Origin of the sequence: Stenotrophomonas sp. TWI819 (assembly GCF_039673075.1) — a bacterium.
GTDB classification, from domain to species: domain Bacteria; phylum Pseudomonadota; class Gammaproteobacteria; order Xanthomonadales; family Xanthomonadaceae; genus Stenotrophomonas; species Stenotrophomonas rhizophila_B.
The window spans coordinates 1-16,488 of sequence record NZ_JBDJKY010000018.1 but is presented as its reverse complement, the minus strand read 5'-3'; the positions used below and the strand labels follow the sequence as shown (position 1 = coordinate 16,488).

General features: G+C 66.2%; 15 protein-coding genes. 11 read left to right on the top strand and 4 right to left on the bottom strand.

What is annotated here, in order from left to right; all coding sequences use genetic code 11:
* Nucleotides 1-25: 25 nt before the first annotated feature.
* From ABE463_RS17540 to hslU, 6 genes are all read left to right on the top strand, one after another.
* Nucleotides 26-271, top strand: a complete 246-nt coding sequence (locus ABE463_RS17540) for a lipoprotein (RefSeq protein ID WP_019183672.1) — start codon at nucleotides 26-28, stop codon at nucleotides 269-271.
* Nucleotides 264-1,118 carry a diaminopimelate epimerase gene (dapF, locus tag ABE463_RS17535; RefSeq protein ID WP_346469028.1) on the top strand — a complete coding sequence of 285 codons (855 nt, stop codon included), beginning with the start codon at nucleotides 264-266 and terminating at the stop codon, nucleotides 1,116-1,118. The genes ABE463_RS17540 and dapF overlap by 8 nt, the downstream gene beginning before the upstream one ends.
* Complete coding sequence (locus ABE463_RS17530) at nucleotides 1,115-1,792, top strand: DUF484 family protein (RefSeq protein WP_346469027.1); 678 nt, start codon at nucleotides 1,115-1,117, stop codon at nucleotides 1,790-1,792. The genes dapF and ABE463_RS17530 overlap by 4 nt, the downstream gene beginning before the upstream one ends.
* Before the next feature lie 22 nt (nucleotides 1,793-1,814).
* On the top strand, nucleotides 1,815-2,705 hold the full coding sequence (gene xerC, locus ABE463_RS17525; protein WP_121039965.1) for a tyrosine recombinase XerC: 891 nt from the start codon (nucleotides 1,815-1,817) through the stop codon (nucleotides 2,703-2,705).
* 91 nt (nucleotides 2,706-2,796) lie between these two features.
* A complete protein-coding gene (hslV, locus tag ABE463_RS17520; protein WP_019183676.1) occupies nucleotides 2,797-3,348 on the top strand; it encodes an ATP-dependent protease subunit HslV in 552 nt (183 codons plus the stop codon).
* Between the two features lie 148 nt (nucleotides 3,349-3,496).
* Complete coding sequence (gene hslU / locus ABE463_RS17515) at nucleotides 3,497-4,870, top strand: ATP-dependent protease ATPase subunit HslU (protein WP_121039962.1); 1,374 nt, start codon at nucleotides 3,497-3,499, stop codon at nucleotides 4,868-4,870.
* A gap of 219 nt (nucleotides 4,871-5,089) precedes the next feature.
* Here the strand turns inward: hslU and ABE463_RS17510 are convergent, their stop codons facing one another.
* Entirely contained in the window at nucleotides 5,090-5,758 is a 669-nt protein-coding gene (locus ABE463_RS17510; protein ID WP_346469026.1) for a TetR family transcriptional regulator, read from the bottom strand.
* A gap of 230 nt (nucleotides 5,759-5,988) precedes the next feature.
* Between ABE463_RS17510 and smeD the strand changes: the two genes are divergently transcribed.
* From smeD to ABE463_RS17495, 3 genes are read left to right on the top strand one after another with little or no spacing between them, the layout of a single operon-like run.
* Nucleotides 5,989-7,167: a multidrug efflux RND transporter periplasmic adaptor subunit SmeD gene (gene smeD / locus ABE463_RS17505; RefSeq protein ID WP_346469025.1), complete on the top strand. Its 1,179-nt coding sequence runs from the start codon at nucleotides 5,989-5,991 to the stop codon at nucleotides 7,165-7,167.
* Between the two features lie 12 nt (nucleotides 7,168-7,179).
* Complete coding sequence (gene smeE, locus ABE463_RS17500; protein WP_259259062.1) at nucleotides 7,180-10,326, top strand: multidrug efflux RND transporter permease subunit SmeE; 3,147 nt, start codon at nucleotides 7,180-7,182, stop codon at nucleotides 10,324-10,326.
* Nucleotides 10,319-11,719, top strand: coding sequence for an efflux transporter outer membrane subunit (locus ABE463_RS17495; RefSeq protein ID WP_346469024.1), 1,401 nt, complete (start codon nucleotides 10,319-10,321; stop codon nucleotides 11,717-11,719). Before smeE ends, ABE463_RS17495 begins: the two co-directional genes overlap by 8 nt.
* Nucleotides 11,720-11,811: 92 nt before the next feature.
* Here ABE463_RS17495 and ABE463_RS17490 read toward each other — a convergent pair whose 3' ends face one another.
* The 3 genes from ABE463_RS17490 to ABE463_RS17480 form a co-directional block, all read right to left on the bottom strand.
* Nucleotides 11,812-12,144 carry a hypothetical protein gene (locus ABE463_RS17490; RefSeq protein WP_123730151.1) on the bottom strand — a complete coding sequence of 111 codons (333 nt, stop codon included), beginning with the start codon at nucleotides 12,142-12,144 and terminating at the stop codon, nucleotides 11,812-11,814.
* A 62-nt stretch (nucleotides 12,145-12,206) separates the two neighbouring features.
* On the bottom strand, nucleotides 12,207-12,485 hold the full coding sequence (locus ABE463_RS17485; RefSeq protein WP_346469023.1) for a hypothetical protein: 279 nt from the start codon (nucleotides 12,483-12,485) through the stop codon (nucleotides 12,207-12,209).
* Between the two features lie 254 nt (nucleotides 12,486-12,739).
* The gene (locus ABE463_RS17480) at nucleotides 12,740-13,192 is read right to left on the bottom strand and encodes a nucleoside deaminase (RefSeq protein WP_019186053.1); all 453 of its coding nucleotides are present in this window, start codon (nucleotides 13,190-13,192) and stop codon (nucleotides 12,740-12,742) included.
* Nucleotides 13,193-13,270: 78 nt separating this feature from the next.
* Between ABE463_RS17480 and ubiE the strand changes: the two genes are divergently transcribed.
* Together ubiE and ABE463_RS17470 are read left to right on the top strand one after the other, a co-directional pair.
* Complete coding sequence (ubiE, locus tag ABE463_RS17475; RefSeq protein ID WP_070471930.1) at nucleotides 13,271-14,032, top strand: bifunctional demethylmenaquinone methyltransferase/2-methoxy-6-polyprenyl-1,4-benzoquinol methylase UbiE; 762 nt, start codon at nucleotides 13,271-13,273, stop codon at nucleotides 14,030-14,032.
* A 161-nt stretch (nucleotides 14,033-14,193) separates the two neighbouring features.
* On the top strand, nucleotides 14,194-16,134 hold the full coding sequence (locus ABE463_RS17470; protein WP_346469022.1) for a M1 family metallopeptidase: 1,941 nt from the start codon (nucleotides 14,194-14,196) through the stop codon (nucleotides 16,132-16,134).
* Nucleotides 16,135-16,488 lie beyond the last annotated feature (354 nt).

Sequence of the window (16,488 nt, the reverse complement as noted above, 5' to 3'; positions counted from 1 at the left end):
CAAACACCGCGGCTATACTCGGAGGATGAAGACATCCCCCCGTACCCTCATCTCCCTGACGCTGGCCGCCTCGGCGCTGCTGGTGCTGTCGGCCTGTGGCAACAAGGGCCCGCTGGTCCTGCCGCAGAAGCCGGTCCCGGTCGAAGAACAGCTGGTTGAACCGGCGGCCGACGACGCTACGCCGCCGGCCGCCGATGCCGATACCGATTCCCCGGTGGTTCCTGATCCCGTTGAAGCCCCGGCGCTGAAGGCCAATGACGGGAATGAGTAAGTCGAACACCTCCGCGGCGCTGCGCTTCACCAAGATGCATGGCGCCGGCAATGATTTCGTGGTGTTGGACCTGCGCGATGGCAGCGCACCGCCGGATGCTGCGCTGGCCGCGCGTCTGGCCGATCGCCACACCGGCGTGGGCTGCGACCAGATCCTGACCATCGAGCCGCCCAAGGCAGAAGGCTCGGTCGCCTCGTACCGGATCTGGAATGCCGATGGCAGCAGCTCCGAGCAATGTGGCAACGGCGCGCGCTGCGTGGCGGCCTGGCTGGTGCGCGATGGCGCCGCCACCGGCAGCACGTTCGCGATCGACAGCCCGGTCACCACCCATGCAGTCGAACGGCTGGGCGAAGACCAGTACGCGGTAGCCATGGGCGTGCCGCGTTTCGAGCCGGAGAACGTGCCGCTGATCGGCTTCGCCCGCGCCCGCGAGGAATATCTGCTGCCGCTGCAGGGCGACACGGTGCGCTTCGGCGCGGTTTCGATGGGCAACCCGCATGCCGTGATCGAAGTGGGCCTGGTCGATGCCGCCCCGGTCGAGCGTTTGGGCCCGCTGCTGCAGCAGCACGCCTCGTTCCCGAAATCGGTCAACGTCGGTTTCGTGCAGGTGCTCAGTCCGCAGCACGCGCGCCTGCGCGTGTACGAGCGCGGCGCCGGCGAAACCCTGGCCTGCGGCAGTGGCGCCTGCGCCGCGGCCGTGGTGATGATGCAGCGCGGTCGCCTGCAGCGCGATGCCACGCTGTCGCTGCCCGGCGGCGACCTGCGCATCCGCTGGCCGGCCGATGATGCACAGATCGTGATGTCTGGCCCCGCAGCCTTCGTCTTTGATGGAGAGTGGAACGCATGAGCGAGACCGCCGAGAAAATCGGGTCGCACGAAGTAGCCGCCTGGCTGCGTCGGCATCCGACCTTCCTGAAGCAGTTCCCGGACCTGGCCCTGACCCTGGTGGTGCCGCGCGATGACGGCCCCACTGCGTCACTGGCGAGCTACCAGCTGGACGTGCTGCGCGACAAGAACCGTGAGCTGTCGCGACGGCTGGCCGATCTGGCCGCCAATGCACAGATCAACGAGCGCTTGGCGGTCCGCACGCACCAGCTGACCCTGGCACTGATGAAACAGGACTCGGCGGCAGACACCCTGCGGGCGATGGCCGCCTCGCTGGAAGAAGATTTCGCCGGGGATCTGGTCCGCTTGATCGTGCTGCATCCCGTCGCCGGGCTGGAGCAGGCGCCGTGGCTGCAGGTGATCGAAGAGAGCAGCCCGCTGCTGGGTGTGTTCCGCGATTGCCTCAAGGATGGCGAGCCGATCTGTGGCCGCCTGCAGGCGGACAAGAACACCGTGCTGTACGCCGGGCGCGCCGAGGAAGTGCAGTCCAGCGCGCTGCTGCCGCTGCCGGGTGTCGGCCTGATCGCGGTCGGCAGCCATGATGGCAATCGGTTCTACCCGGGCATGGGCACGCTGTTCCTGCGCATGATGGGCGAATCGCTGGTCGTCGCGCTGCAGCGCTTCGCCTCGCCATAACGCACCTTCGAGCGGAGTCGCCGTGAGTACCGCGCAGGACTTCCTGTCGCACCTTCAAGTGGAGCGTCGCATGTCGGCGCACACGCTGGATGCTTACCGTCGCGATCTCGATGCACTCGCGGCGTGGTCGGAAGGGCAGGGTGCAGTGATCGATACGCTGGACAGTGCGCAGCTGCGCCAGTTCATCGCTGCCGAACACCGCCGTGGACTGTCGCCCACCTCGCTGCAGCGCCGGCTTTCGGCGTGCCGCAGTTTCTACGCGTGGCTGCTCAAGCACCACCGCATCGCCGCTAATCCGGCCACGGGGCTGAAAGCGCCCAAGGCGCCGCGCAAACTGCCGCAGGTGCTCGATGCCGATGAAGCCGTGCAGCTGGTCGAACTGCCTACCGATGCGCCGCTCGGCCTTCGCGATCGCGCGCTGCTTGAACTGTTCTATTCCTCCGGGCTACGCCTGAGTGAACTGTGTGCGCTGATCTGGCGCGACCTGGATTTCGATACCGGGCTGGTCAACGTACTGGGCAAGGGCAACCGCGAGCGCCGCGTGCCGTTCGGTTCGCATGCGCGCACCGCGCTGCAGGGCTGGCGGGCCGACAGCGGCGGCGCGGCAACCGCACCGGTATTTCCCGGGCGCAAGGGCGGGCCCATCACCCAGCGCGCCGTGCAGATCCGCATCCGTCAGCTGGCCCAGCGCCAGGGCCTGTTCAAACACGTACATCCGCATATGCTGCGGCACAGCTTCGCCAGCCACATCCTGGAGTCCTCCGGTGATCTGCGCGGTGTGCAGGAGCTGCTTGGCCATGCCGATATCGCCACCACGCAGATCTATACCCACCTGGATTTCCAGCATCTGGCCAAGGTCTACGATGCCGCGCACCCGCGCGCCAAGCGCCGCAAGAGCGGCAACGAAAGCTGAATCGATCCGCTGCGGCATCCGGGCGCAGGGCAGGGCGGGTTGAAGCGTCGGGCAGAGACCCCACCTCAGTCTTTGTCACCCCGGAGGCTCCATGGACCCCAGTCAGAACCCCAACGTATTTCATGCCACCACCATCATCTCGGTGCGGCGCAACGGGCATGTCGCCGTCGCCGGCGATGGCCAGGTCACGCTCGGCCACACGGTGATGAAGGGCAACGCCCGCAAGGTGCGCCGTCTGGGTCGCGAGGGCCAGGTGCTGGCCGGCTTCGCCGGCGCTGCCGCCGATGCCTTCACCCTGTTCGAGCTGTTCGAGGCCAAGCTGGAAAAGCACGGCCAGCTGCAGCGTGCTGCAGTGGAACTGGCCAAGGATTGGCGCACCGAGCGCCGCCTGGGCAAGCTCGAAGCGCTGCTCGCCGTCGCCGACAAGGACACCTCGCTGATCATCAGCGGCACCGGTGATGTGATCGAGCCGGAAGACGGCATCATCGCGATCGGTTCCGGCGGCTCCTATGCCCTCTCGGCCGCCCGCGCGCTGATGGCGCATACCGAACTGGATGCACGCACGATCGCCACCGAGTCGATCAACATCGCCGGTGACATCTGCATCTACACCAATCGCAACGTGGTGGTCGAAGAGCTTTGACCCGGAGGGTCAACGCTCGGTAGCGCCACGCCATGCGTGGCTGCGGTATCCGGTCAGCCACGCATGGCGTGGCTCTACATCAGCGTTACGTCGCTGCCAGGCAGGCCGGTGATACGTCATTCCACCCCATATCCTCGTGAGCACACCCATGCCGCACAAGATTGAAGTTTCGTCCGCCACCATGACCCCGCGCGAGATCGTGCAGGAACTGGACCGGCACATCGTCGGCCAGCACGACGCCAAGCGCGCGGTCGCCATCGCGCTGCGCAACCGCTGGCGCCGCATGCAGCTGCCGGCCGAGCTGCGCAACGAAGTCATGCCCAAGAACATCCTGATGATCGGCCCGACCGGCGTCGGCAAGACCGAGATCGCGCGTCGCCTGGCCACGCTGGCCAATGCGCCGTTCGTCAAGGTGGAAGCCACCCGTTTCACCGAGGTCGGCTATGTCGGCAAGGACGTGGAGCAGATCATCCGCGACCTGGCCGACACCGCGGTCAAGCTGTATCGCGAGCAGGCCAAGGTCCGCGTGCGCACCCAGGCCGAAGAGCGCGCCGAAGACCGCATCCTGGATGCATTGCTCCCGCGCCGCAGCACCGGTATCGGCTTCGATGCCGAGGCCGCGCGCAACGAGCCGTCCGCGCAGGACAACGAGACCCGTATCAAGTTCCGCCGCATGCTGCGCAACGGTGAGCTGGACGAGCGCGAGATCGAACTGGAAGTGTCGGCCAACGTCAGCATGGACATCATGACCCCGCCGGGCATGGAGGAAATGGGGCAGCAGCTGCGCCAGATGTTCTCCAGCATGGGCGGTGCGAAGGCACAGAAGCGTACGCTGTCGATCAAGGCTGCGCGTCCGCTGTTGATCGAGGAAGAGGCCGGCAAGCTGGTCAACGAGGACGATATCCGCAGCGCGGCGATCGAAGCCTGCGAGCAGCACGGCATTGTGTTCATCGATGAGATCGACAAGGTCGCCAAGCGCGGTGACAACGTCGGTGGCGGCGATGTGTCGCGCGAGGGCGTGCAGCGCGATCTGCTGCCGCTGGTGGAAGGCTCCAACGTGTCCACCAAGTACGGCACGATCAAGACCGACCACATCCTGTTCATCGCCTCCGGCGCGTTCCACTTGGCCAAGCCCAGCGATCTGATCCCGGAGCTGCAGGGTCGTTTCCCGATCCGCGTGGAACTGGGCGCGCTGAGCAAGCAGGACTTCGTGCGCATCCTGACCGAGCCGAAGGCCGCGCTGACCAAGCAGTACGAAGCGCTGCTGCAGACTGAAGGCGTCTCGATGAAGTTCACGGTCGATGCGGTGGACCGCTTGGCCGAGATCGCCTTCCAGGTGAACGAGCGTCAGGAAAACATCGGCGCGCGCCGCCTGCACACCGTGCTGGAGCGCCTGCTGGATACGCTGAGCTATGAAGCCCCGGACCGCGATGGCGAGACCATCAGCATCGACCAGGCCTACGTCGACGCGCACCTGGGTGAGCTGGTGCAGGATCCGGACTTGAGCCGCTACATCCTGTAACGGCACGCAACGATCGGGTGGTAGGAAGAACGGCGGCACTTCGGTGTCGCCGTTTTTTTTGGTTTTTCTGTCAAAGGCTGTCTCCGTTTGGGGCTGCCGCGAGCGTGAGGGCCCCGCAGCGACCGGCAGGCCCCTCGGCAAATGTCCCCCGGCCGCCGCCGGAGGACATTCGCCGGCAAGGGCATCGCGACCCAGCGCTCGACCAACCCGCCCTTCGCCTCAGGCGTCGTCGTCGGTTGGCAGGGCGGTCGGCGGGGCGCCCGGGGTGAATACACCCGGCTGCACGAATGCGCTGAGGATCGCATCCAGCGTCTGCGCGCCATCGCGCTGGATCTCGAACAGCTCCGGTTCCAGCATCGCGCTATACAGCACCCCGGTCAGGCTGGTGCTCACGATGCGCGCCACCGTGTCCACGTCCACCCCCTCGCGCAGCTGCCCCAACTCCCGCGCGCGCTGGAACGCGGCCGCGAAAATGCCCAGCTCCTCACGCGATGCCTCCAGCTGCAGCGCCTGCATTGCCTGGCTTTCCACAGACAGATCGTTGCGCAGCATGATTTCCATCATGTTGCGCAGACGCTCGTCCTCGGCCAACTCCTGGAATGACACCAGCAGTGCCGAGCGCAGGTCCAGGATCGGTGTGGTGCGCTTGGCCGAGGTGGTGCGTCGCAGCCGCTCGATGAACGGCACGCGCTCGCGATCGATCATCGCGGTCAGCACTTCGGTCTTGTTCTTGAAGTGCCAGTACACCGCGCCGCGGGTGAATCCGGCGCGCGCACCGATCATCGCCAGGCTGGTGCCGGCGACCCCGTATTCATGGAAACAGAGCTGGGCCGCGTCGAGGATGCCCTCGCGGGTGGCCTGCGCCTCTTCTTTGGTTTTTCTGGCCATTGCGCTGTGCAGTTGCTGGATGAAACCGGCCTGAATTGTACCGCTTTACAAACAAACATGCATGTATGTATATTTGCGCCCCCTGATCCTCAGCGAGGACTGCCTGTGAAAGCCGGCGGGTCTCGTTTCGGATATTTGTCGTCATTTGCTGCCTGTTTGTCGTCATTCTTCGCTTTTATCGGAAGTTGTGCTGCAGGCGCGCCCTTTTCCGTCTGCGAGCCCCTACCGCCATGTCCAGATCCCCGTACCGTCTTCTCGCGCTGTCCCTCGCGATCGCCCTGACCGTGTCCGCCTGTGGCGGCGGTGAGCAGGAGGGGCCGCAGGGCGGCCCCGGCCAGGTGACTGTGGCCACCCTGAAAGCCGAGCAGGTCGGCCTGACCCGCGAGTTGCCGGGCCGCACCAATGCCTTCCTGGTCGCCGAAGTGCGCCCGCAGGTCAACGGCATCGTGGCCAAGCGGCTGTTCACCGAAGGCGGCCTGGTCACTGCCGGGCAGCCGCTGTATCAGCTTGATGACGCCAGCTATCGCGCCCAGGCCAACAGCGCCCGTGCCCAGCTGGCCCGCGCCGAAGCCACCGCCAATGCTGCACGCCTGAGCGCCAAGCGCATCGGCGAGCTGGCCAAGGTCGAGGCGGTCAGCACCCAGGACAACGAAAACGCGATCGCTGCGCTGAAGCAGGCCGAAGCCGATGTCGGCGCCGCGCGTGCCTCGCTGGACGCCGCCAACGTGACGCTGGGTTATGCGCGCATCACCGCGCCGATCAGCGGGCGCATCGGCAAGTCCTCGGTGACCCAGGGCGCGCTGGTCAGCGCCGGCCAGGCCGAAGCGCTGGCCACCGTGCAGCAGTTGAACCCGATCTATGTCGACCTGACCCAGTCCGCCAGTGAGCTGCTGCAGCTGCGCCGCGAACTGGCCAGCGGCCGTCTGCAGGACAACCAGACCCTGCCGGTGACGATCCTGCTCGATGACGGCACCGAGTTCGATCACAAGGGCACCCTGGAATTCTCCGAAGTCAGCGTGGATCCGACCACCGGCAGCTACGCGCTGCGGGTCAAGGTCGAGAACCCGGACCAGGTGCTGATGCCGGGCATGTACGTGCGCGCCCAGGTCGGCAGCGGTGTTCGCGACAACGCGATCCTGGTGCCGATGCAGGGCATCGCCCGCGATCCCAAGGGCGATACCAGCGCCATGGTGGTCGGCAAGGACGACAAGGTCGAAGTGCGGCAGGTCAAGGTCAGCCGTTCGCTCGGCGACAAGTGGCTGGTCGAAGACGGGCTGAAGGCGGGTGACAAGGTCATCGTCGAAGGCCTGCAGAAGATCCAGCCGGGCATGCCCGTGCAGGCCACCGAAATGGGCGCGGCCCCGGCCAAGCCGGCCGCCGCGCCGGCGGCTCCCGCCGCCCAGCAGTAACCGGAGAATTCCATGGCACGTTTCTTCATTGATCGCCCCATCTTCGCGTGGGTGATTGCGATCATCATCATGCTCGCCGGCGGCCTGGCGGTGCTCAAGCTGCCGGTGTCGATGTACCCGGAAGTGGCACCGCCGGCCGTCGAGATCAGCGCCAGCTACCCGGGTGCATCGGCCAAGGTGGTCGAGGACTCGGTGACGCAGATCATCGAGCAGAACATGAAAGGCCTGGATGGCCTGATCTACTTCTCGTCCAACAGCTCGGCCAACGGCCAGGCGACCATCACCCTCACCTTCGAGAGCGGGACCAACCCGGATATCGCGCAGGTGCAGGTGCAGAACAAGCTGCAGCTGGCCATGCCGCTGCTGCCGCAGGAAGTGCAGCGCCAGGGCATCAACGTCGCCAAATCGAGCAGTGGCTTCCTGCAGGTGCTGGGCTTCGTGTCTGAAGACGGCAGCATGGATGCCAACGACATCTCCGATTACGTCGGCTCCAACATCGTCGATCCGCTGAGCCGCGTGCCAGGCGTGGGCAACATCCAGGTGTTCGGTGGCAAGTACGCCATGCGCATCTGGCTGGACCCCAACAAGCTGCACACCTACAAGCTGTCCACTGCCGAAGTGATCGCCGCGATCACCGCGCAGAACGCGCAGGTCGCCATCGGTCAGCTCGGCGGCGCGCCGTCGATCAAGGGCCAACAGCTCAACGCCACCATCAACGCGCAGGACCGCCTGCAGACGCCGGAGCAGTTCCGCAACATCATCGTGCGCAGCGCGCAGGACGGTGCCGAACTGCGCCTGTCCGATGTTGCCCGCGTCGAGCTGGGTGCTGAGTCGTATGACTTCGTGACCCGTTACAACGGCAAGCCGTCGTCGGGTATCGCGATCACGCTGGCGACCGGCGCCAATGCGCTGGACACCGCCAATGGCGTGCGTGCGGCGCTGGATGAGATGGAGCCGAACTTCCCGGCCGGCCTGAAGGCCGTGGTGCCGTATGACACCACGCCGTTCGTGCAGGTCTCGATCAAGGGCGTCATCAAGACCCTGATCGAAGCCATCGTGCTGGTGTTCCTGGTGATGTACCTGTTCCTGCAGAACTTCCGCGCGACCCTGATCCCCACGATCGCGGTGCCGGTGGTGCTGCTGGGTACGTTCGGCATCCTGGCCGCGCTGGGCTTCTCGGTGAACATGCTGACCATGTTCGCGATGGTGCTGGCGATCGGCCTGCTGGTCGATGACGCGATCGTGGTGGTGGAGAACGTCGAGCGGATCATGTCCGAGGAAGGACTGTCACCGCTGGAGGCCACACGCAAATCGATGACCCAGATCACCGGCGCGCTGGTCGGCATCGGCCTGGTGCTGTCGGCGGTGTTCGTGCCGATGGCCTTCATGAGTGGCGCCACCGGCGTCATCTATCGCCAGTTCTCGGCCACCATCGTCTCGGCGATGGCGCTGTCGGTGCTGGTCGCGATCGTGCTGACCCCGGCGCTGTGCGCCACCATGCTCAAGCCGCTCAAGAAGGGCGAGCACCACGTGGCCCACAAGGGCTGGTCGGGGCGCTTCTTCAATGCGTTCAACCGCGGTTTCGACCGTTCCAGCAATGGCTATCAGCGTGGCGTGCGCGGCATTCTCGGCCGTCCGTGGCGTTTCATGGGCGTGTTCGCCGCGCTGGCGCTGGTGATGGGCCTGCTGTTCATGCGCCTGCCCAGCTCGTTCCTGCCCAACGAAGACCAGGGCATCCTGATGGCGCTGGTGCAGACCCCGGTCGGTGCCACCCAGGAGCGCACGCTGGAATCGATCGACAAGCTCGAAAAGCACTTCATGGAGAACGAGGCCGACGCGATCGAGTCGATCTTCTCGGTGCAGGGCTTCAGCTTCGCCGGCATGGGCCAGAACGCGGGCATGGCCTTCGTCAAGCTCAAGGACTGGAAGGACCGCGATGCCGATCAGGGCGCGATGCCGGTGACCGGTCGCGCGATGGCGGCGCTGGGCGGAATCAAGGATGCCTTCATCTTCGCCTTCCCGCCGCCGGCGATGCCGGAACTGGGTATCGGCTCGGGGTACACCTTCTTCCTGAAGGACACCAGCGGTGCCGGTCACCAGGCGCTGCTGGATGCACGCAACCAGCTGCTCGGCATGGCCGGGCAGAGCAAGCTGCTGGCCAACGTGCGCCCCAACGGCCAGGAAGATACCCCGCAGCTGCGCATCGACATCGACGTCGGCAAGGCCAGTGCGCTGGGCCTGTCGCTGGAAGCAGTCAACACCACGCTCGCCGCAGCCTGGGGCAGCAGCTACATCGATGACTTCATCGACCGTGGCCGGGTCAAGCGCGTGTACGTGCAGTCCGATGCGCCGTTCCGCATGAACCCGGAAGACTTCAACCTGTGGTCGGTCAAGAATGCGGCCGGTGAGATGGTGCCGTTCTCGGCCTTCGCCAGCCAGCGCTGGGACTACGGTTCGCCGCGTCTGGAGCGCTACAACGGCGTGTCCGCGATGGAGATCCAGGGTGAGCCGGCGCAGGGTGTGGCCTCGGGCGATGCGATGAACGAAGTGGAGAAACTGGCCAAGCAGTTGCCGGCCGGTTTCGATATCGAGTGGACCGCGCTGTCCTACCAGGAACGCCAAGCGGGCTCGCAGACACCGCTGCTGTACACGCTCTCGCTGCTGATCGTGTTCCTGTGCCTGGCCGCGCTGTATGAGAGCTGGAGCGTGCCGACCTCGGTGCTGCTGGTGGCGCCGCTGGGCATCCTCGGTGCGGTGCTGGCCAACACCATGCGTGGCATGGAGCGCGATATCTACTTCCAGGTGGCGATGCTGACCACGGTGGGTCTGACCAGTAAAAACGCGATCCTGATCGTGGAGTTCGCCAAGGAAAACCTGGAGAAGGGCGCGGGCCTGATCGAGGCGACGATGCACGCCGTGCGTGACCGTCTGCGCCCGATCATCATGACCTCGCTGGCCTTCGGTCTGGGCGTGCTGCCGCTGGCGATCGCCTCCGGTGCCGGTTCCGGCGCACAGCAGGCCATCGGTACCGGTGTGCTCGGCGGCATGCTGGTCGGCACGGTGCTGGGTGTGTTCTTCATCCCACTGTTCTTCGTGGTGGTGCAGCGCGTGTTCAATCGCAAGAAGTACGGCAAGAACGCCGGAGGTTCCGATGCGTAAGCCCATGATGGCCAGCCTGGCGCTGGCCGTGAGCCTGGTGCTGTCCGGCTGCTCGACGCTGGAGCCGCGCAGCACCGAAGTCGCCCCGGCGATTCCCGCGCAGTGGCCGGCAGCGGCCACCGCAGGCGTGCAGGGCGCCACCATGGCGGATGTCGCCGACATCGGCTGGCGTGATTTCTTTGTCGACCCGCGCCTGCAGGCGGTGATCACCCAGTCGCTGGAGAACAACCGCGACCTGCGCGTGGCCGTGCTCAATGTCGAGCGTGCCCGCGCGCAGTACCGGATCCAGCGCGCTGACCGCGTGCCGGCGATCGGTGTGCAGGGGCAGATGACCCGCAGTGGCGGCGATGCCCCGGTGACCGAGCAGTTCAGTGCCAACCTCGGCGTGGTCGAGTTCGAACTGGATCTGTTCGGCCGCGTGCGCAATCTCAGCCAGGCGGCCCTGCAGCAGTACTTCGCCGAAGCGGCCAACCGCCGCAGTGCGCAGCTGTCGCTGGTGGCCGAGGTGGCCAATGCGTGGCTGACCCTGGGCGCGGACAGCGAGCAGCTGCGGATCGCCCAAGCGACGCTGGCGACCTATGAGGACTCGCTGCGCCTGACCGAGGCCCGCCGCCAGCTCGGCGGCGCCTCGGCGCTGGAACTGAGCCAGACCCGCACCCTGGTGGAAACCGCGCGCACCGATGTGGCGCGCTTTGCCGGCCAGGTCGCGCAGGACCGCAATGCACTGGTGCTGCTGGCCGGTGGGCCGGTCGATGCCGCGCTGCTGCCGCAGGCCGAGGTGACCGACGTCGCCAGCGTGCGGCCACTGCCGGCAGGCGTTCCGGGCGATGTGCTGCTGCGGCGGCCGGACGTGATGGCCGCCGAGCATGTGCTGCTCTCGGCCAACGCCAACATCGGCGCTGCGCGCGCAGCGTTCTTCCCGTCGATCAGCCTGACCGGCAACATCGGTTCGGCCTCGTCGGAGCTGTCCGGCCTGTTCGACAGTGGTACGCGCGTGTGGAGTTTCATTCCCAAGCTCAACCTGCCGATCTTCCAGGGCGGCAAGCTGCGCGCCAATCTGGGTATGGCCACGGCAGATCGCGATATCGCGCTGGCGCAGTACGAGAAGGCGATCCAGTCCGGCTTCCGTGAGGCCGCCGATGCGCTGGCCCTCAACGAGAGCCTGGACGCGCAGTTGTCGTCGCAGCAGGCGCTGGTGGCAGCGGCCGAGCAGGCGCAGCGGTTGTCGCAGGCCCGCTATGACGCCGGCCTGGACAGCTTCCTGACCCTGCTGGATGCGCGGCGCACGGCGTACACCGCACGGCAGTCGCTGGTCAGCACACAGCTGGCCCAGCAGTCCAATCAGGTGGCGTTGTACAAGGTGCTCGGCGGCGGTTGGCACGAGCGCGGATGAGGCAACGCGGGTGCGGCCAGCCGGTCGCACCCGTCGTGCATCATGGAGCGGGATGACCTGGCGGGGTGCCGGTCAGGAGGCGTCTGTGCAGGTCAGGCGCGTGCGTGCAGCCGCGGGCGCGACGCCTGGTCCTGGCGACCGGCGAGGTAGACATGTTCCCAGCACTGATCGACGAACTGGCGTGCCTGGTCTTCGGACAGGCGCGGCATGATCTGCAGCGCGTAGTGGGTCTGGAACATTTCATCGCGCTCCTCATCACTGGCGCGCGGTTGCGTGATCAGTGAATCGCAGGCGAATTTGATCCACGGCACGTAGTGGCCGAAGGAGCCCGTCCCGAGGTTGCCGTCGGCATGACGCTGGCGCCAGTGGCTCACTTCGGCGTCGACATCGATGACGGCAGGGATGGAGATCTGGGCGGAAGACATGGTCACTTCAATATGGGAAGAAGGGAATCTGGATGATGGCGTAGGGCGCGGTGCAAGCGGTGTCATGGCGATGTGGAGCCGGTGTGGCGACGTTCGCCACGAATCTCGCCCAGCAGTTGCGCGTGGTGGACAACGCCGAGGCGTTCGGCCAGCGTCGCCAGCCGGTTGCAGACCACAACGTGATGATCGGGATGGGACCGCGTCAACTCATCCTGGATGGCCTGGTAGGCATCCCAGAAAGGCGCGGCGTTGCGGTGGCGTGCGTAGTGCACCTGCAGTCTTTCCCACGCGTCAATCAACGCAGGTTCGACGGAGGAGGTGCGGCGGGTTTGGGCATGCATGACGTCTCCTCGACGATGGTGCCCCCTGTGCAACCACCTTAAGACGTTCATGCAGCGCGGTTGTTAGTGCGGCGTGTTCGCTGCGTCCGGCACCGGTCGACGCCGCGTGACGGCACGTCGCGCAGATACCCACGGCACAGGGTGTTCAGGCCAGGATGACTCACTGAAGCATTCAGAACGCTGCCGTGCCCGCGCAGGGTGTGTGGCGACTGCGCGGGCACCCGGAGGGGGCATCCGCGCGGAATCGTCCGCTCTTACTCGCCGATGTCTTCGTTCCAGACCTCGGGATGGGCGCTGATGAAGCCGCCGAGCAGATCGATGCATGCCTGGCTCTGCATGTCGATCACCTTGACGCCGTTCTCGCGCAGCCACTCGATGCCGCCCTGGAAGGTGACCGACTCGCCCACCACCACCGTGCCGATGTTGAACTGGCGCACCAGCCCGCTGCAGTACCAGCAGGGGGCCAGGGTGGTCACCATGATGGTGTCCTGGTAGCGGCGCTGGCGGCCGGCCTTGCGGAAGGCATCGGTCTCGCCGTGCACGGACGGATCGCCCTCCTGAACGCGGCGGTTGTGGCCGCAGCCGAGCAGGCGGCCGTCGTTGTGGTACAGCGCGGCGCCGATCGGGATGCCGCCCTCGGCCAGGCCCTGGCGGGCTTCGGCGATGGCGGTTTCGAGCAGGGCGGCGTAGTCGGGGGTCGTGATCATGCGCAATCCAGGAACGTGAAGGCCTCCATGATAGTAGGCAGCCTGCCGCAACGGCGCCGGCGGTGCGATAATCGTCCCATGAGCGAATCCCCCTACAAGACTGGCACCACCCATTTCGGCTTCCGCGATGTCGCTGCGAAGGACAAGCAGAAGCTGGTGGGCGAAGTGTTCACCTCGGTCGCGCGCAGCTACGACCTGATGAACGATCTGATGAGCCTGGGCATCCACCGGGCGTGGAAGCGCTACTACGTCGCCACCGCGCAGGTGAAGCCGGGCGATCGCGTGCTGGATCTGGCCGGCGGCACCGGCGATATCGCCGCGCTGATCAAGGAGCGGGTGGGTGATGAGGGTGAAGTGGTGCTGGGCGATATCAACGCCGGCATGCTCTCCGTTGGCCGTGACCGGCTGACCAACCGCGGCCTGGTCGCGGGCCTGAACTACGTGCAGTGCAACGCCGAGGCGCTGCCGTTCCCGGACGCGAGCTTCGACCTGGTCACCATCGCCTTCGGCCTGCGCAACGTCACCGACAAGGAAGCCGGTCTGCGCGAGATGCACCGCGTCCTCAAGGTCGGCGGCCAGGCACGCGTGCTGGAGTTCTCCGAAGTCACCGCTGACTGGTTCAAGCCGATCTACGATTTCCACTCGTTCAAGATCCTGCCCAAGCTGGGCCAGCTGTTCGCACGCGATGGCGACAGCTACCAGTACCTGGCCGAGAGCATCCGCAAGCATCCGCCGCAGGAGCAGCTCAAGACCATGATGGCCGAGGCCGGTTTCGAACGTTGCCACTACAAGAACCTGACCGGCGGCATCGTCTCGATCCACTCCGGCTACAAGCTCTGAGTCCGTGACCCGGGTTCGGCAAGGGACTCGGGCCACGGCAGGTCGCCATGCGCGCGGGCCTGCCACGCGCGGCCGGCTGAATGCGCAAACCGCCACCTATGGCCTGCGCGCGGTCCCGGGACAGGGGTAAACTGGTCGTTTCACCCTGATCGGTCCCGTTCATGCGATCTCCGTTCCTGTTGATTCCCCTCGCCGTCGCCCTGGCGTCCGGCTGCTCCAAAGAACCGGCGGCTCCGACCGTCGATCCCACTGCCAACGCGCTGGCGAGCACTGCCATGAAAGCGGACAGCCGCAGCCACGATGAAAGCTCGTACGCCGAGCCGGACAAGGTGGTCGTCAAGGACCTCGCGCTGGATCTGAAGCTGGATTTCGACAGCAAGCAGATCGGTGGCACCGCGACCTACACCCTGGAGTGGAAGGACAAGGCCGCCAAGCAGCTGGTGCTGGACACCCGCGAGCTGACCGTGGAGAAGGTCGAGGCGATCGCCGCCGACGGCAAGACCGCGCCGCTGCCCTTCGTGCTGGCCCCGGCCGACAAGGTGTTCGGCAGCAAGCTGAGCATCGAGACCCCGGACCAGCCGGCCAAGGTCGTGATCACGTATCACACCGCACCGACCGCCTCGGGCCTGCAGTGGCTGGAGCCGTCGATGACGGAGGGCAAGAAGCTGCCCTTCATGTTCAGCCAGTCGCAGGCGATCCACGCCCGTTCGTGGGTGCCGCTGCAGGACACCCCGAGCGTGCGTTTCACCTACAGCGCGCACGTGGTCTCACGCCCGGACGTGATGGTGCTGATGAGCGCCGACAACGATCCCAAGGCCGCGCGTGATGGTGATTACACCTTCAAGATGCCGCAGCCGATCCCGTCCTACCTGCTGGCCATCGCCGCTGGCGATCTGGTGTTCGAACCGATTTCCGGCCGCTCCGGCGTCTGGGCCGAACCGACCATGGTCGGCAAGGCCGCCAAGGAATTCGAAGACACCGAGAAGATGATCGGCACCGCCGAGAAGCTCTTCGGCGAATACCGCTGGGGCCGCTACGACATGCTGGTGCTGCCGCCGTCGTTCCCGTTCGGTGGCATGGAAAACCCGCGTCTGACCTTCGCCACCCCGACCGTGATCGTCGGTGACAAGTCGCTGGTCTCGCTGGTCGCCCACGAACTGGCGCACAGCTGGTCGGGCAACCTGGTGACCAACGCCAGCTGGAAGGACATCTGGCTCAACGAAGGCTTCACCACCTACGTGCAGGGCCGCATCACCGAGGCGCTGTACGGCCAGGAGATGGCCGAGATGGAGCGTGAGATCGACCAGAACGATCTGCTCGCCGAAGTGAAGGACATGAGCGCGGCCGATCAGGCGCTGGCGCTGCCGCCGCTGAGCGAGCGTGACCCGGACGAGGCATTGAGCCAGGTCGCCTACGTCAAGGGCGCATGGTTCCTGCAGTTCCTGGAACAGCGTTTCGGCCGCGAGACGTTCGATCCGTTCCTGCGCGGCTGGTTCGATGACCACGCCTTCCAGAGCGCGAACACCGACCAGTTCGTCGAATACCTGAAGAAGAATCTGCTGTCCAAGAAGCCGGGCGCCGTCAGCGACGCCGAGCTGAAGGCGTGGCTGGATGAGCCGGGTATTCCGGCCTTCGCGACCAAGGCCCGCTCGCGCAACTTCTCCATCGTCGATACCGCGCGCATCGCCTGGCAGGGCAGCAACACGCTGCCGACGGCGCAGATCACCGGCGAGTGGGGCACCCAGGAGTGGGTGCACTTCATCGACGGCCTGGGCAAGACCCTGCCGGTCGACAAGCTGGCTGCGCTGGACAAGGCTTACCACTTCACCGGTACGGCCAACGGCGAGATCGCGATGCGCTGGTACCCGCTGACGATCCGCAGCGGCTACAGCGAAGCGAACGAAGCCGCCGGCGCCTTCATCGAGCGCGTCGGTCGCCGCAAGCTGATCATGCCGATCTACGCCGAACTGGTGAAGACGCCGGAAGGCCTGGCGTTCGCCAAGGCGGCCTTCGCCAAGGCCAAGCCGGGCTACCACCCGATCACCACCGGCTCGGTCCAGGACATGCTGGACAAGGCCGAGGCGGGCACGGCCAAGCCGTAATCGCCAGACGTATCGGTTGAACGAAAAACGGCGGGGAAACCCGCCGTTTTTTTATGCGCGTCTGCGTACCGCGAGCCGAGCCCCCCAGGGGCCGGCAGGCCCCTCGGCAAATGTCCCCCGGCCGCCGCTTGGCGGCGACGGCCTCCTCCTTGATTTTGCCCAGGGGCCTACCGGCCCCTGGGGGGCTCGGCTCGCGGTACACGTGCAGACAACTGCGCTTTTCTGTGAGAGCCGCGGTTCTCGATCCGTGGGGCGCGGTGGCCGTGGGGGGGGAATAAAGGCGGGGGGGGCGGCCGCCGGCCCACCCCCGGGGGCATTAGGCCGGCCCCGCCTCGCGACCCACCCCCCCACCAA

What these genes read in the sequence shown, in the direction of transcription:
- smeD (WP_346469025.1), top strand. Translation starts at nt 5,989, where the DNA reads ATGTCCAGATCCCCGTACCGTCTTCTCGCGCTGTCCCTCGCGATCGCC.
- ABE463_RS17510 (WP_346469026.1), bottom strand. Translation starts at nt 5,758, where the DNA reads ATGGCCAGAAAAACCAAAGAAGAGGCGCAGGCCACCCGCGAGGGCATC.
- ubiE (WP_070471930.1), top strand. Translation starts at nt 13,271, where the DNA reads ATGAGCGAATCCCCCTACAAGACTGGCACCACCCATTTCGGCTTCCGC.
- ABE463_RS17495 (WP_346469024.1), top strand. Translation starts at nt 10,319, where the DNA reads ATGCGTAAGCCCATGATGGCCAGCCTGGCGCTGGCCGTGAGCCTGGTG.
- ABE463_RS17530 (WP_346469027.1), top strand. Translation starts at nt 1,115, where the DNA reads ATGAGCGAGACCGCCGAGAAAATCGGGTCGCACGAAGTAGCCGCCTGG.
- hslV (WP_019183676.1), top strand. Translation starts at nt 2,797, where the DNA reads ATGGACCCCAGTCAGAACCCCAACGTATTTCATGCCACCACCATCATC.
- hslU (WP_121039962.1), top strand. Translation starts at nt 3,497, where the DNA reads ATGCCGCACAAGATTGAAGTTTCGTCCGCCACCATGACCCCGCGCGAG.
- ABE463_RS17490 (WP_123730151.1), bottom strand. Translation starts at nt 12,144, where the DNA reads ATGTCTTCCGCCCAGATCTCCATCCCTGCCGTCATCGATGTCGACGCC.
- ABE463_RS17485 (WP_346469023.1), bottom strand. Translation starts at nt 12,485, where the DNA reads ATGCATGCCCAAACCCGCCGCACCTCCTCCGTCGAACCTGCGTTGATT.
- dapF (WP_346469028.1), top strand. Translation starts at nt 264, where the DNA reads ATGAGTAAGTCGAACACCTCCGCGGCGCTGCGCTTCACCAAGATGCAT.
- smeE (WP_259259062.1), top strand. Translation starts at nt 7,180, where the DNA reads ATGGCACGTTTCTTCATTGATCGCCCCATCTTCGCGTGGGTGATTGCG.
- ABE463_RS17480 (WP_019186053.1), bottom strand. Translation starts at nt 13,192, where the DNA reads ATGATCACGACCCCCGACTACGCCGCCCTGCTCGAAACCGCCATCGCC.
- ABE463_RS17470 (WP_346469022.1), top strand. Translation starts at nt 14,194, where the DNA reads ATGCGATCTCCGTTCCTGTTGATTCCCCTCGCCGTCGCCCTGGCGTCC.
- ABE463_RS17540 (WP_019183672.1), top strand. Translation starts at nt 26, where the DNA reads ATGAAGACATCCCCCCGTACCCTCATCTCCCTGACGCTGGCCGCCTCG.